We start from the raw sequence: 14,218 nt of genomic DNA on the forward strand, positions 1-14,218 counted from the left end.
AGTGGATAATGTGTATGTAAAGTTCAGATTTATGTTAAAATATATTCAGTGAAAACAGTTAAGGGTGAAGAAAAATGAACAATCAAGAAATGAATATAGAAATGGTAAAAACACTTAATAAATGGGATCCTTTTCAAATAGGGGAAGGAAATTATGAAACAGAAATTGCTGACTGTATTCAAGCAGTTCATGACACAGATAATACAAATGTATTAGCAGAGAAAATTCAATCTATTTATGAATTTTCGTTTGAAGAATATATAGCGATTGAACAGTGCATCGCTATATCCAAACAACTTCTCTTAATCAAAGATAGTGGCACTTGCTCTATTTAATAATCAAAAAAGAATCGATCTTTATTTGAAAAATATCGATTCTTTTTTCTATTCTTTGATATAATATACATATTTTAAAAAGCAAGAACAAAATAGGAGGAGATGGATTGGATCGTGCTTATTCTAAGAGAAAGTAAATGTAAATTTTTAACTTAGATGAGTTTTTATCCACAATCGAACTAGGCTTGCAAAGTGAGAGTCAATCGACGTTGCAGCAAGCAATTGCAAAGTTAGTCGATTATCCTTAATGGAGTACTTAGCCGGAACATTTAGTTCTTATGAAAAAATAATGGATTGATTCAGAACTAAACAAGGCGTTGATGCTCTTCTTAATAAACAGGAGGTTTTTTTATGAAATTTACGGAAAAAGAAATCGAAATTGCCGAAATATTAGAAAAAGACGCACGCGTTTCTGATGAAGATATTGCAAAAATGATAAATGAAAGTATCGATGCTACAAAAGAAATGATTACAAAATTGGAAGAACTGAATGTAGTTGTTCGTTATACTTCCATTGTTGATTGGTCAAAAGTAGAAGGCCATGAAGGGGTAACAGCAATGATTGATGTTAAAGTTACGCCAAAAAGAGGAGTAGGCTTTGATGAGGTTGCCCAAAGGATATATCGCTTTAAAGAAGTGAAGTCTCTTTATTTAATGTCAGGGGCATATGATTTGTCTGTCATCATTGAAGGAAAGTCTATGAATGATGTTGCGAGATTTGTGTCAGAAAAGCTATCGACCATTGATTCTGTTCTTTCGACCACCACTCATTTTATTTTAAAGCAGTACAAACATGATGGAACAATATTTACGCCAAATGATGAAGATAAACGAATTGTGGTGTCACCGTAATGAAACAAACAAAAAGTTATATAGCAAAAAAAGTAGATGAAATGAAGCCATCTGGGATTAGACGATTTTTTGATTTGGCTTCTGGAATGAAAGGTGTAATCTCTTTAGGAGTAGGAGAGCCAGATTTTGTTACTTCTTGGTCTGCACGAGAAGCAGCTATTCTTTCACTGGAGAAGGGATATACTTCTTATACTGCAAACCCTGGATTACTGGAGCTTCGAATGGAGATAGCCCATTATATGAAAAAAAGGTTCCAGGCATCCTACGAACCGAAATCAGAAATTATTGTTACAGTCGGAGCGAGCCAGGCTATTGATATTGCTTTAAGAGCAATTCTGAATCCAGGAGAAGAAGTGATTGTATTAGAACCAAGCTTTGTCTCTTATATCCCGCTTGTATCACTTGCTGGTGGTGTTCCAATTGCAGTACAGACATTAAAAGAAAATGATTTCAAAGTACTCCCGTCACAGTTGGAGGAAGTAATAACATCTAATACAAAAGCAATTATGATTTGTTCGCCTAATAATCCAACAGGCTCTACACTTTCAAAGGATGAACTTGCGGCAATAGCTGAGGTAGCAAAAAAACATGATTTGCTTGTCATTTCAGATGAGATTTATGCAGAACTTTGCTACGATGAGGATTATACCAGTATGGCTGCCATCGAAGGAATGAGAGATAGAACTATTTTAATTTCTGGTTTTTCAAAAGGCTTTGCCATGACAGGATGGCGCTTAGGGTTTGTATGTGCAGAAGAAGAATTGACTCAAGCTATGTTGAAAATTCACCAATACAGTTTAATGTGTGCTCCAACTATGGCTCAGTTTGCAGGTCTTGAGGCACTTCAAAGTGGGAGTGACGATGTAGAAGAAATGAAAAAAAGCTACCGCCGCAGACGGAACTTTATTGTAGAATCATTAAATGATATGGGATTGACATGTCATAATCCTGGCGGCGCTTTTTATGCTTTTCCATCTGTTGTTTCTACAGGCTACACATCGGAGGAATTTGCAGAAAGACTTTTAATGGAAGAAAAAGTGGCAGTTGTGCCAGGGAATGTATTTGGTGAAAGTGGGGAAGGACATATTCGTTGCTCTTATGCTGCATCATTAGAACAATTGCAGGAAGCCATGACAAGAATAAAAAGATTTGTTGCTAATTATTCCAAGGTAACGAGATAAGCCTTTACTGATAAATCAATAGCTCGACGCCGCCAACTGAAAGCGAAGTGTATTCAGTCTAAGAGTTTTAAAGCAACAAACAATACAGATAGATAAAAAAGAATTTATCACATAATCGAATAACACTTTGAATTAATTTGTTATTTATGATATAATTTTGTACTGCGTATAAAATTAAATTAATCATAAAAATTAGGAGTGTTCTCATGTCAGATAAAATCGAAGTTGGAAGTGTAATTACAGGAAAGGTCACGGGTATTCAACCGTATGGTGCGTTTGTATCTTTAGATGAAAATACACAAGGTCTTGTGCATATTTCAGAAGTAACACATGGCTTTGTAAAAGATATCAATGAGTTTTTAAAAGTTGGGGAAGAAGTAAAAGTTAAAGTTCTTTCTATTGATGAAAATGCTGGAAAAATTGGCTTATCCATCCGTGCAACGGAAGAAGCTCCAGCTCCACAACCGGAAGCTGAAAAAGCGAAAAAACCTCGTGCAAAGCGTCAAGCTGCACCAATTAAAACAGAAGCTGATAATGCTCAAGGTTTTAATACATTAAAAGATAAACTACAAGAGTGGATTGAGCAATCAAACCGCAACGACTTAATTAAAAAATAATATCTGTTAATGGATATTATGAAATGAATAAAGCTGATATAAAAGGTGTAATTACCAGAAGGTAGTTGCAGAGGATTTTTTCCTCTTCCTTTTTATATCAGCTTTTTTTCTTTTAAAATGGGTGATATCTTTAACGAGTTGTTCTAGGCTCTGGTTCTCGAACCACTTCACGGCTAGGTTTAAATAACAGTCCAAGATTAATTAGACCTGCAATTCCAACAAGACCGTAAATAATTCTAGAAAGTGCAGCTCCTTGACCGCCAAAAATAGCTGCTACTAGATCAAATTGGAAAAATCCAATTAATCCCCAATTTATTGCTCCAATAATTGTAAGAACTAGTGCAATTCTTTGGATAATGCTCATCATGTTTTCCTCCTTGTAATGGAATCCTTTATAGCTTGATTCAACCAACACTAATTTATGCATTCTTTACTACTTACTAAATTTTTCATTGATTGGAAAAGAACATACGATTAAGCAAATTTCTCTATGTGTAAATAATCATTTTTGGATAAATACTGATGCAGCAAAGCGGAATCTTTGCTTTTGTATTCGCTTTGATTAATAATAAGCAATAGGCTAATGCTGTCTGCTAGATTGTTTAAAATGCAGTCTGAAAATAGGCAGTTTGATTATATTCATTAGATATGTTGAACTAGGGAGCAGCTGGAATACACGAAGACTTCGTGGGATTAGCGACACAGGTGAAATCCTGCAGGAGTTTACTCCGAGGCGGCTCAAGCGTAGCCCTATGTAAAGTGAAGTGTATTCTAACTGCAGATCCCATTGAGAGAGCAAATCCACTTTTAAGGGTAGCTACAAAGTAAGGAGGAATAAGAATGGATAATTTTACATTTTGGAATCCAACAAAACTTATTTTTGGAAAAGGACAACTAGAACAACTAAATAATCAACTCGCTCCATTTGGCAGTAAAGTATTGCTAGTTTATGGAGGCGGAAGTATAAAACGAAATGGATTACATGATAAAGTATTGAGCATATTAAAAGGAAACGGGAAAGAAGTATTTGAACTTTCCGGTGTAGAGCCCAACCCCCGTCTAACAACCGTACAAAAAGGAGTAGACATTTGCAAAAAAGAAGGAATTGACTTTTTATTAGCAGTAGGTGGAGGAAGTGTAATTGACTGTACAAAGGCAATTTCAGTTAGTGCAAAATATGAAGGCAATCCATGGGATATCGTAACAAGAAAAGCAACACCGACAGAAAGTATTCCATTTGGAACAGTCTTAACACTTGCTGCAACAGGTTCAGAAATGAACGCAGGCTCCGTTATTACAAATTGGGAAACAAATGAAAAATATGGATGGGGTAGTCCATTGGCATTCCCTGTATTCTCTATTTTAGATCCAGAAAATACCTATTCGGTTCCGAAAGATCAGACAATTTATGGGATTGTTGATATGATGTCACATGTATTAGAGCATTATTTCCATTTAGAGGAGCATACAGAGTTTCAAGATTATATGTGTGAATCCCTTCTAAAAACAGTAATAGAATTTGGTCCAAAACTTGTAGATGATTTAGAAAACTACGAATACCGTTCTACCATTTTATATTGTGGAACAATGGCGTTAAACGGCATGGTAAACATGGGTTATCAAGGAGATTGGGCAACACATAATATTGAACATGCTGTATCTGCTGTATATGATATTCCACATGGAGGCGGTTTAGCGATTCTTTTCCCTAATTGGATGAAGCACAACTTATCTGTTAAGCCGGAGAGATTTAAGCAATTGGCTGTACGAGTATTCGATATAGATCCTAAAGGGAAAACAGATGAAGAAGCTGGATTAGAAGGAATTGAAAAATTAAGAGCGTTCTGGAATAGCATTGGTGCACCGTCTAGACTTGCTGATTATGATATCGATGACAGCAAATTGGAGCTTATGGTGGACAGAGCGATGGCAAGAGGAGAATTTGGTCGTTTTCAAGTATTAAAGGCAGAAGACGTATCAGCAATTTATAAAGCCTCTTTATAATAAACAACTTGTTTAACAGGGGACAGCCTTAACGGTCAAACCAGCTTCATCATTTTTTTGAAATGGCAGAAAAATGAATCCTTAAGAGCATGGAGGATGAATCGTTTACCATTATTTAGGGCTGTCCCTGCTTCTTGCTGTTTCTGTTTAGAAATTTTTATTCTTGTATAAAAAGTGAAATTATAAAAAAAGTCCGAATGAATACGTTTTCATTTGAATATCTTTCTTGATAAGTTTTCGTACATTCGTTAAAGTGAAATAGGAAGTAAAAATAATAAAATGGAGGATCATTTATGACACACGTTCGTTTTGATTACTCAAAGGCACTTAGTTTCTTTGGTGAACATGAAATTACATATTTAGAAGATGCAGTAAAAGTAGCCCATCATTCTTTACATGAAAAAACAGGGGCAGGAAATGATTATTTAGGATGGATTGACCTTCCAGTTAATTATGATAAAGAGGAATTCTCTCGTATCGTAAAAGCGGCTGAAAAAATTAAAAATGATTCAGATGTATTGCTTGTAATTGGTATCGGAGGATCTTATTTAGGAGCACGTGCTGCTATTGAAATGCTAAACCACAGTTTTTATAATGCATTATCAAAAGAAGAAAGAAAAACTCCACAAATTGTTTTCATCGGAAAAGATATCAGCTCTACATATATGAATGACGTAATAGAGTTTTTAGGAGATAAAGATTTTTCTATTAATGTTATTTCGAAATCTGGAACTACAACAGAACCTGCAATCGCTTTCCGTATTTTCCGTAAATTATTGGAACAAAAATATGGAAAAGAAGAAGCAAAAGGCAGAATCTATGCAACTACAGATAAAGCAAGAGGCGCTTTAAAAACATTAGCAACAGAAGAAGGATTTGAATCATTTGTTATTCCGGATGATGTAGGTGGACGTTATTCTGTTTTAACACCAGTTGGATTACTGCCGATTGCTGTTAGCGGTGCAGATATTGAAGCAATGATGAAGGGTGCTGCAGCTGCAAGAGACGATTTCAGTGTATCTGAATTGAAAGATAATATTGCTTATCAATATGCTGCTGTACGTAATGTTCTTTATAATAAAGGGAAAACAATTGAAATGCTAATCAACTATGAGCCAGGCTTACAATATTTCTCTGAGTGGTGGAAACAATTATTTGGAGAAAGTGAAGGGAAAGACCAAAAAGGAGTTTATCCTTCTTCAGCCAATTTCTCAACAGATTTACACTCATTAGGTCAGTATGTGCAAGAAGGACGTCGTGACCTTTTTGAAACAATTGTTAAAGTAGACAAACCTCGTCATGAACTAACAATTGAAGCAGAAGAAAACGACTTGGACGGATTAAACTATTTAGCTGGTAAAACAGTTGACTTTGTTAATAACAAAGCTTTTGAAGGTACATTACTAGCACATACAGATGGTGGAGTGCCAAACTTAATCGTTACAATTCCAGAAATGAATGAGTACACATTTGGATACTTAGTGTATTTCTTCGAAAAAGCATGTGCTATCAGCGGTTACTTATTAGGAGTTAACCCATTTGATCAACCAGGAGTAGAAGCATACAAAGTAAATATGTTTGCACTACTTGGCAAACCAGGATTTGAAGAGAAAAAGAAAGAACTTGAAGGCCGTTTATAATAAGTAAGGTTAAATGAAAAAGAAGTATATAGCCCGATTTTTCCTATTCTTAATCGAATGAGAAAAAACGGCTATATACTTTTTTTATGGAAAAGAAAACTCTAGGCATTATCACGGGTGGTTTTGATTTGAAAGGAGGTACCCATGCTAACAAATCTTGTGGCACCTGAAACAGAACCATCATATGAAATTCGAGAGAAATATAACTTGCTAGGATTAGAAGTCGAAGAAAATCCTATGGGAATTACAATCGAATCTACCCATTGGGTTATGGAGAAGGCGATAATCAGTTAACCATTAAAAAAGTGAACAATGGCATTCCTTACGTAGAAGATGCAACATCGATTGCTGAACATGGACTTCGTGAATATATTTGAGCAGATACTCGTTTTGAAGATCCAAATGGCCTTATGGCAAGCGCTAAAAGATTATTAAAGGAGTGATAGAAGCCGAAAGTAAGTTGGAAGGTGACAGCAGCGGAACTATCTAAGATAACTGGATTAGCAAAAGATAAATTTAAAGAAGGTAAAGTTGTTAGGGTTAATGCTGATGATTTCCCTACGCTAATCATTAAGGTAGAAGAAAGGAAGCAAATAGCAATGCTTAATAAAATTGAAGAGATTAAACAAGCTCTTAAGTGTGAGTGTTATCTCCCTGCTTTAGCTTTAGCATTGACACTTCCAGATATTTGTGGACAGATAGAATATCATCAGTTTGTGAATAAAAAAGGAAATAGATTATTTGGGAAACAATACAAAGCTGGGTTGACAATTGGGTTGATCACCGGTTTGCAGATTCTAATGGTTATACAAAAAAAGGTAATAGGGCGAATAACCCCTTTTTTACAGGTAAAATGTGTTATCAGTTAAGGTGCTCGTATTTACACTCGGGTAATTCGGATATTGAAGATTTTGGTGAAAAGGAAGACGGAAATAATCGATATTTATACTTCTCCGAGCTCTGTGTAAATGGTTGTAATAGTTTCGGTGAAATGTGGGGAAATCAACCAAAGACTGTTGGCAAAATAGAGAAGCTAAAACACATTAGTATTGATGTGGGTGAACTCTGTAATAACTTATGTTTATCTGCTGAAGAATACTACCAGCATAAAGTTAAAGAGGCCTTTAAAAATCATAAAATTAAGAAGGTAGATATACAGGCTTTTAATAATAAGTTTATAAGGTAGTATTGGATCTTTGCTCTTCTGAGTAGGGATTTTTTTATTTGCAGGATTTTAAATTTTGGTATAGAAATAATAACTATCAGCAGTAAAGGAGGGACGTGCTATGAAAGATCCAGGAGTGGGAGGAGTAAAAGTTTCACTAGATCCACCAGCAGGCGGTTATACCGACCCGATTGTCGGGGGAGGGTCGTTTCAATTCGACCCGCCTATAGGTTGGTAAAAAATAAGCCCTTCTCGTATGAGAAGGGCTTTTAGTATTTATTCTAAATTATCAACAGCATATTGTGCCTCGTCTGGAGTAAATTTTTCTCCAGCCTCTGAAATTAACTGATCGTAAATAGCGGAATTTGACATGTCCATAGTTTCGGCATATGTTTTTGCTTTTTCCAACGCATTTGCTTTCCAATCAAATTCAATGTTATCGATCGCGTATTGAGCAGCTTCTTTCGGAAAATTCTCTCCATACTCAGATGTTAATTGATCGTATATGCCTGCTTTCGACATATACATAGTTTTTGCATAGGTTTCTGCTTTTTTTAATGCGGATTTATATTCACGAGGTACACTATTTTCTTTCTCTTCAGCAGCTTTTTCCTTTTCGGCTTCTTCAGCAGCAGCCTTTTCTTCAGCTTCTTTCTTTTCAGTAGTTTCTTCTTTTTCAGCTTTTTCACTATTATCATTAGTTGATGCTACTACTTCACTTGTTTTTTTCTTCGTTGATGAAGCATCTTGATCAGAATCTTCCCCTCCACTTGCTGCTGCACCAATTATAATCACTGCTAGTAACCATACCCACCATTTTTTATAAAAAGGTTTTTTTACTTTTTCTTTCTTTGTCAAAATATTTCCCCCTAGATATGTAATTTATATCAGTACCATTTTAAACTTTACCCTACAAACATACTATAGTTTCGACAAAAATAGACAAAGATTTTTTATTCTTCATCACTCCATTCATATAAATCATCTAATTTACAGTTTAACAACCTTGATAACAATAATGCCTTCTCCATCGGGATAAATAATTCCTTTTTCTCATATTTACGTAGCTGCCTAGTACTTATATTAATTTCTTTTGCTATGTAATCTTTTCTATACCCACTAGTTTCGATTATTTCTTCGATATGACATATCCACATAATTATCACCTACTAAATTATTCTCTATTTCTGTAAAAAAACCTCATGTAAAAGAAGAAAAGGAAAAAATACAAGATATGTTGGGAGGCCGGCATGTTTTTGGAATCAATAGAGAGCAAAAAGAAATAATTATCCATGATGTAAAGGTAGCTGCAGAAGGAAGTATGGCATATTGGTCAGCGGATTTAGGAGATAATGCATTAATTGTTGATATCGGAAGCGGTACGGTAAATGCAGCACAGATAAGGGATAGAAAGCATATTAATAGATCTTCGGATACTTTCAATTTTGGTACGGATACTATAAATAGGAAAGACGATTATTATTCATTAGCACGAGGTGTTGCAGTAAATTTAACACAGCTTAAATGGGATAGAAAAGCTGTTGTTCACATATGTGGTGGGATAGCGAAAGAATTCGAGGAGACATTTAAACAATTTTTTCCTAATACGAGTATATTAATTCCGAAATACAGACAAAAAACAAAGATACAGCTACTGCATCCAGTGTACACCAATGCCGTTGGTGGATTCGAGTTAGCAAAGAGGGTGTATAAATAATGGCCAAAAGAACACTGGAAGAAAAAATAGAGAAGAAGCGGGAAGAGGCGTGAAGAGGGGAAAGATCGTATTGTTGTAAGTGTGTCCTTTAAGTATACCGATCCATACGAGCTGGGATTATTAGAACATCTATGGAGGTTTAGCAAAAGTCATTTTTTAAAGCGATTGGTCGATAGAGATAAAGAGGGTGTAATGGTAAGTCCAACTTTTGCTATGGAGTACCATGAGGAAGCAGAGGAAGAGGATGTTTCAAGTTTCTTATAGCCTCCCTCCTCCTCTTTTTCTACAATCCCTAAAGCCCTGAGACCCAAAAACCCTAAGTTATTTAATAAAAATGGTGTTTCAAGAAAGGAGAGGGGACCTTGGATAATTCAGACACTCTTTTCGGACGAAAAGACATGGTTGCTCGAGCAAAAAAGATTACTCCTTCTACACCTAAAAAAATTCGAAAGCAGCGCATCGATAAAAAGCACGATATTAAAATTCAGTTAAGTGCGGATGATAAGTTGCTGAAACAAGAAGCCAGGAAACGCAATCTAAAATTAACTCCTTTTCTTGAAATGATAGCGAAGCATGAACTTTCTAAAACATATTCATATAATCATAGCTTTCCTTACGATAGATACGGAAGCTTTGTGCATGTGAAGTTAGAAAAAATCTTTTTTGAAATGATCCAATTCGATGTCCGACGAAATGGACATAACTTACAGAGAAGTAGCACATCGAATAGTTAAGACTTATATAGAAAGAATTTCCGGCATTAAAATAAATTCCTGGGGTGAACGATAATGATTTTTAGCGCACTGGATGTTATCGGAAAAGAAAAAGTGATAATAGAAAACAGAAAAGGATTAAAAGAAGCAGGGATGTGGGAGAGATTGACCAATAGCTTTTTCTCCCCACGCAATCCAAAACACACGTTTACTTTTTATGTTCCGGAGTATTTATTTCTGCGATCCGTTTCATTCTGTGAGGATGTTTCTGATGAGATAGATGGTAAATTTGAAACAAATAAACTTGCGAAAATATTGTATGAGGATTTTCTGCAGCATTTCAGAAAAAAGAATGACCTTCATGAAATCTATAAAAAATTAACTATCCGTGATCTATCTCCTTCTATTATAAAACCATATCAAACAGAAGTAGCGTATGAGGGGGGGCTGTTTGAAGAACTGAGAGGGTTTCAAGAAGTGAGGGTTACTTTGTCGCACCAACAGGCATTAAAAGGAGAGTTTATCTTGAGTGCTCTGGATATTTATCCAGAGCACTCATTTACATTAGAAAATATTTTGGAAATAACGTACAGCAATTTTATCGACGATTATCGCAAGTCGTTAATTAAAAATCCCATTGAAAAAATCGTACAATATGTATAAAAAAAGTGACCACTTGACCAAACAAATGACCACATATTTTCTAAAATAATACGAGAACATACGAAAGTATATCTATTGAAAAAGTCGCTTTCCTTCTATATTATAAAGAAAATAAAAATATACGAAAGTGCAAGTTTATAAAGTAAATATGTTTGCACTACTTGGCAAACCAGGATTTGAAGAGAAAAAGAAAGAACTTGAAAGCCGTTTATAATAAGTAAGGTTAAATGAAAAAGAAGTATATAGCCCGATTTTTCCTATTCTTAATCGAATGAGAAAAAACGGCTATATACTTTTTTTATTTCTCAAAATAGAAAATTTGATTAAGTTCGTTGATATGCTGAAGCAGAGAGCAGGTAGAATACACGAAGACTCCTATGGGGAATTGCGAGACAAGTGAGACCCCGCAGCGCAGCGAGGAGGCTCGACGCCCGCGCGTGCCATTTGAGAGCACCTATTTTTCAGAGTAAAGACCCATGCTTATAAGGTTCGCACCATGGCACAAGAAAAGAAGAGTTTCTTAAGATTTAGAAGCAGGGAGCAGTCAGAATACACGAAGACTCCTATGGGAATTGCGAGACAGGTGAGACCCCGCAGTGCAACGAGGAGGCTCACCGCTCGCCCCATGGAAAGCGAAGTGTATTCTGACTGCGGACTTCATTTAGGGAGCTAAACCATATTTTCAGAGACTTTCTAAAAATAAAACTCCAATGTTTGAGGCGAGAATTTTAGGCTAAATAAATAATAGATACAACAAACAGAGGAGGATTTAGCATGTTAGATGAAAGAGAACAAGCATTGATGAAATCATTACAGGAATGCATGATTGCCTGTAATCATTGCTTAATGGAATGCTTGGCAGAAGATCATGAAGATATGATGATAGATTGCATTCGACTAGATCGAGAATGTGCAGAATTTTGCTCGTATTTAGAACAAGCCCTTATTCGAAAATCTCCCTATGCATTAGATTTGAATAAATTATGTTTATCAATTTGTGAAGCATGTGCAGTGGAATGTAGAAAACATGAGCATAAACACTGTCAATACTGTGCAGATATTTGTACACAATGTGCTGAAGCTTGTAAAAACTTTATGGAGTAAGGTGTAAAAACAGCTAGAAGATAAAAGGTGCCATGGAATCCATTTGATTTCCGGCACCTTTTATTAGGTAATCACAATTAATTCATCCGTGACCTCGATTATAAAAGAAGATTCAGGATTGAAAAATGTTTTTTCACCCCTTTTCACCCCTAAAAGAAGATTTCCTTTTCGTAATAATTGGGTACTTAACGCTGCAAATTCTTGTTTCGCTTGAATATTTAAATTTTGCAATGGTAAAATCTCTAGTTTCTTTTCTCTAAATTGAGTAAGTAAGTCAAGGAATGCAATCATCGTGTCCTGTGAACTTAAACTACTGTGCATAACAAAGCTAGTTAAACTATTTGTCTCGATAATTTCATCTGCCCCTGCTCTTTTCGCATTAGATACTTGTTCAGTTTTTAGGATTTCAACAATACAAGGAATCCTTGGATTTAATCCTTTTACAGCTAAAAGCGTTAGAATAGAACTCATATCTGCCTGAAGCTCATCTTTGCTTTGATCAGCAGTTATCATGACTTTATCTGCGTCAGTGACATTCGCCTGTAGCAAGGTGCTATCAAGGTTGGGGTTTCCATGAATAAAATGAATGGATTCTGACAATGGATTCGTCTTTAAGGATGCATCGATTAATGTAATAGCAGCTTGTGTTTGTTCATTTAAAAGCGAGTAGATAAGTGCTTTAGAACGCTCATTCCAACCAATGATTAGAATGTGATTTTTTCCTTTAAAAGTTGATCTGCCTTCCATAAAAGCATTTTGTTTGGAAACTGCAGCAGTAGCTAGTGCAACAAAATATGTAGAGATAAAACCAACTCCAGTAAAAATAAGGGCAATTCCAGTCAATTTGCCTAAAATAGTGCCAGGAACATAATCCCCATATCCAACTGTGGATGTTGTAATAATAGCCCACCAGATTCCATCGAAAAAAGTCGGAAATTTATTTGGTTCGATAAACGTAATAGCTAAACCAAATGAAGTAATAATAAGGATGGAAATAAACAAGATTCTTAATGTCATTGGTAAACGTAAAAAGGCAGTAAGTACATTATTAGGCAATCTATTCACCTCTTATAGTATGTATTCATTATATGAACATTTTTCTTCGGGGCTGAGCAAGGGCGCCCCGCGCTTTTCTCAGTATAGACAAATTAGCTAGCATTCAGACTATATTAACATGCTCGCTTACAGGGTTTCTCTGATGTACATTACCCTTTATCTAGCTACTCTATGCGTAAAAAAACCAGCAAATAAAAGGAGAAATCTTTTATTTGCTGGTTATACGGGAAGTATGTTAGTTAAGGTCGAGACAATTGATAGAAGGAAGCAAGTTCCTTTTGGTGCTTTTTTAAGTTCTCATACTCATTTAAATTAGAGAGCATTCCTTGAATGATAGGGGTCCGGGGGTTATCTTTCATCACTTCTGTTTCTAGAACCTCTAAAGTGATTTCTATTTCCTCTTTATTTGGATAATATTCTATTTCTTTTCTAATTTGATCAATAATTTCAAGCGCTTTTTTTGAATCAGATAATATAAAGTTTATCTTTGGTTTGATAAAAAATTTAGGTAAATAATTTTCAGTGATTAGTGGCTCTTCTTGATTTAGTTCCTTTACAATCGAATCCATTCTTCTTAGAAGATACTCTGCAATATTTCTAGTGTTAAATGGATTTTTTTCTATTATTAATAATTTTAAGAAGGACTGAGCAAATCCCTCATACATTATTACTAAATCAAATAAAAAATTCTTGTATTGCTCTCCGTAAATACGAAATAAACAATTTAGTGCAAATTCAATTAACTGTGATTGCATCTGAAACATAAGTGTTCGTATAGACTCATTTAACGGAATGGCTTGTTCTCTTGTTTGCATAATGATAAATTCTTTATGTTTTAATGCATTATCAAACATATATGTCGTTTGTTGAATCAACTTTTCTCTATCTGAAATATCTTTTTGGCTAATCGAATCAAACATTGTAATCATTTCATCGTAATAAAAATGAAATATAGCAAATAATAAAGAATCTTTTGATTTGAAATATAAATAAAAAGCACCTTTTGATATACCACAATCATTGGCAATTTCTTGTATAGAAGTAGAAGAGTAACCTTTTCTTGCAAATAATTTTAGTGCAGATTCAATAATAATTTTTTCCTTCTCTTTCAAATGAATGCCTCCTAATTTTTAAAAGATAAGAAACTCTAAGGAAAATTCTTCCTTGGAAT

General features: G+C 35.0%; 17 protein-coding genes and 1 pseudogene. 13 read left to right on the forward strand and 5 right to left on the reverse strand.

Going from position 1 to position 14,218, the window contains the following annotated elements; translation table 11 throughout:
* Positions 1 to 74: 74 nt before the first annotated feature.
* The 4 genes from AC5LWL_RS06660 to yugI all read left to right on the forward strand — a co-directional run bounded on the left by AC5LWL_RS06660 (position 75) and on the right by yugI (position 2,985).
* Positions 75 to 335 carry a DUF1871 family protein gene (locus AC5LWL_RS06660; RefSeq protein WP_493433594.1) on the forward strand — a complete coding sequence of 87 codons (261 nt, stop codon included), beginning with the start codon at positions 75 to 77 and terminating at the stop codon, positions 333 to 335.
* A gap of 351 nt (positions 336 to 686) precedes the next feature.
* Positions 687 to 1,187 carry an Lrp/AsnC family transcriptional regulator gene (locus AC5LWL_RS06665; RefSeq protein WP_493433595.1) on the forward strand — a complete coding sequence of 167 codons (501 nt, stop codon included), beginning with the start codon at positions 687 to 689 and terminating at the stop codon, positions 1,185 to 1,187.
* Positions 1,187 to 2,368, forward strand: a complete 1,182-nt coding sequence (locus tag AC5LWL_RS06670; protein WP_493433596.1) for an aminotransferase — start codon at positions 1,187 to 1,189, stop codon at positions 2,366 to 2,368. Before AC5LWL_RS06665 ends, AC5LWL_RS06670 begins: the two co-directional genes overlap by 1 nt.
* A 206-nt stretch (positions 2,369 to 2,574) precedes the next feature.
* The gene (gene yugI, locus AC5LWL_RS06675; RefSeq protein ID WP_493433597.1) at positions 2,575 to 2,985 is read left to right on the forward strand and encodes a S1 domain-containing post-transcriptional regulator GSP13; all 411 of its coding nucleotides are present in this window, start codon (positions 2,575 to 2,577) and stop codon (positions 2,983 to 2,985) included.
* 130 nt (positions 2,986 to 3,115) lie between these two features.
* On the opposite strand, the gene AC5LWL_RS06680 is transcribed toward yugI, so the two are convergent.
* On the reverse strand, positions 3,116 to 3,349 hold the full coding sequence (locus AC5LWL_RS06680; protein WP_493433598.1) for a DUF378 domain-containing protein: 234 nt from the start codon (positions 3,347 to 3,349) through the stop codon (positions 3,116 to 3,118).
* A gap of 476 nt (positions 3,350 to 3,825) precedes the next feature.
* On the opposite strand from AC5LWL_RS06680, the gene AC5LWL_RS06685 reads away from it, so the two are divergent.
* The 4 genes from AC5LWL_RS06685 (at position 3,826) to AC5LWL_RS06700 (ending at position 7,498) form a co-directional block, all read left to right on the forward strand.
* Positions 3,826 to 4,989: an iron-containing alcohol dehydrogenase gene (locus tag AC5LWL_RS06685; protein WP_493433599.1), complete on the forward strand. Its 1,164-nt coding sequence runs from the start codon at positions 3,826 to 3,828 to the stop codon at positions 4,987 to 4,989.
* Between the two features lie 293 nt (positions 4,990 to 5,282).
* A complete protein-coding gene (locus AC5LWL_RS06690; protein ID WP_493433600.1) occupies positions 5,283 to 6,629 on the forward strand; it encodes a glucose-6-phosphate isomerase in 1,347 nt (448 codons plus the stop codon).
* 144 nt (positions 6,630 to 6,773) lie between these two features.
* A complete protein-coding gene (locus tag AC5LWL_RS06695) occupies positions 6,774 to 6,923 on the forward strand; it encodes a hypothetical protein (protein ID WP_493433601.1) in 150 nt (49 codons plus the stop codon).
* Between the two features lie 173 nt (positions 6,924 to 7,096).
* Entirely contained in the window at positions 7,097 to 7,498 is a 402-nt protein-coding gene (locus AC5LWL_RS06700) for a hypothetical protein (RefSeq protein WP_493433602.1), read from the forward strand.
* Between the two features lie 572 nt (positions 7,499 to 8,070).
* Here the strand turns inward: AC5LWL_RS06700 and AC5LWL_RS06705 are convergent.
* Positions 8,071 to 8,652, reverse strand: coding sequence for an Ltp family lipoprotein (locus AC5LWL_RS06705; protein WP_493433603.1), 582 nt, complete (start codon positions 8,650 to 8,652; stop codon positions 8,071 to 8,073).
* A 95-nt stretch (positions 8,653 to 8,747) separates the two neighbouring features.
* A complete protein-coding gene (locus tag AC5LWL_RS06710; protein WP_493433604.1) occupies positions 8,748 to 8,951 on the reverse strand; it encodes a helix-turn-helix domain-containing protein in 204 nt (67 codons plus the stop codon).
* A 77-nt stretch (positions 8,952 to 9,028) separates the two neighbouring features.
* Between AC5LWL_RS06710 and AC5LWL_RS06715 the strand changes: the two genes are divergently transcribed.
* From AC5LWL_RS06715 to AC5LWL_RS06735, 5 genes and pseudogenes are all read left to right on the forward strand, one after another.
* Positions 9,029 to 9,511 carry a ParM/StbA family protein gene (locus AC5LWL_RS06715; RefSeq protein ID WP_493433605.1) on the forward strand — a complete coding sequence of 161 codons (483 nt, stop codon included), beginning with the start codon at positions 9,029 to 9,031 and terminating at the stop codon, positions 9,509 to 9,511.
* A 362-nt stretch (positions 9,512 to 9,873) separates the two neighbouring features.
* The gene (locus AC5LWL_RS06720) at positions 9,874 to 10,245 is read left to right on the forward strand and encodes a hypothetical protein (RefSeq protein WP_493433606.1); all 372 of its coding nucleotides are present in this window, start codon (positions 9,874 to 9,876) and stop codon (positions 10,243 to 10,245) included.
* A 54-nt stretch (positions 10,246 to 10,299) separates the two neighbouring features.
* On the forward strand, positions 10,300 to 10,887 hold the full coding sequence (locus AC5LWL_RS06725) for a hypothetical protein (RefSeq protein WP_493433607.1): 588 nt from the start codon (positions 10,300 to 10,302) through the stop codon (positions 10,885 to 10,887).
* Between the two features lie 127 nt (positions 10,888 to 11,014).
* A pseudogene (locus tag AC5LWL_RS06730) lies at positions 11,015 to 11,101 on the forward strand (hypothetical protein); the annotation flags it as partial.
* Positions 11,102 to 11,661: 560 nt separating this feature from the next.
* A complete protein-coding gene (locus AC5LWL_RS06735; protein WP_493433608.1) occupies positions 11,662 to 11,991 on the forward strand; it encodes a four-helix bundle copper-binding protein in 330 nt (109 codons plus the stop codon).
* Between the two features lie 63 nt (positions 11,992 to 12,054).
* Here the strand turns inward: AC5LWL_RS06735 and AC5LWL_RS06740 are convergent, their stop codons facing one another.
* Positions 12,055 to 13,056, reverse strand: a complete 1,002-nt coding sequence (locus tag AC5LWL_RS06740) for a potassium channel family protein (RefSeq protein ID WP_493433609.1) — start codon at positions 13,054 to 13,056, stop codon at positions 12,055 to 12,057.
* A 230-nt stretch (positions 13,057 to 13,286) separates the two neighbouring features.
* Positions 13,287 to 14,159, reverse strand: a complete 873-nt coding sequence (locus tag AC5LWL_RS06745; protein ID WP_493433610.1) for a TetR/AcrR family transcriptional regulator — start codon at positions 14,157 to 14,159, stop codon at positions 13,287 to 13,289.
* Positions 14,160 to 14,218: the final 59 nt, after the last annotated feature.

The sequence above is a fragment of the Niallia sp. WK069_GA_01 genome, assembly GCF_983173855.1.